The sequence below is a fragment of the Planktothrix paucivesiculata PCC 9631 genome (genome assembly GCF_900009265.2).
In the GTDB taxonomy this organism is placed as follows: domain Bacteria; phylum Cyanobacteriota; class Cyanobacteriia; order Cyanobacteriales; family Microcoleaceae; genus Planktothrix; species Planktothrix paucivesiculata.
In genome coordinates this window covers 1-219 of the sequence record NZ_LR735089.1, presented here as the reverse complement: position 1 = coordinate 219, position 219 = coordinate 1, and the positions used below count along the sequence as shown (strand labels likewise).

At 54.8% G+C, this 219-nt stretch carries 1 pseudogene; it reads left to right on the top strand.

Annotated features, from left to right (window positions below):
* Positions 1 to 219: pseudogene (locus PL9631_RS25705) on the top strand (photosystem II D2 protein (photosystem q(a) protein)); the annotation flags it as partial.

Genomic DNA, 219 nt, shown 5'->3' with positions numbered 1-219 from the left:
AGAGGCGTCTTTGACGTCCTCGACGACTGGCTCAAACGCGATCGCTTCGTCTTCGTGGGTTGGTCAGGAATCCTACTGTTCCCCTGCGCTTATCTAGCCCTCGGTGGCTGGTTAACCGGAACAACCTTTGTAACTTCCTGGTACACCCACGGTTTAGCAAGCTCTTATTTAGAAGGCTGCAACTTCATCACCGCCGCCGTCAGTAGCCCCGCTAACAGC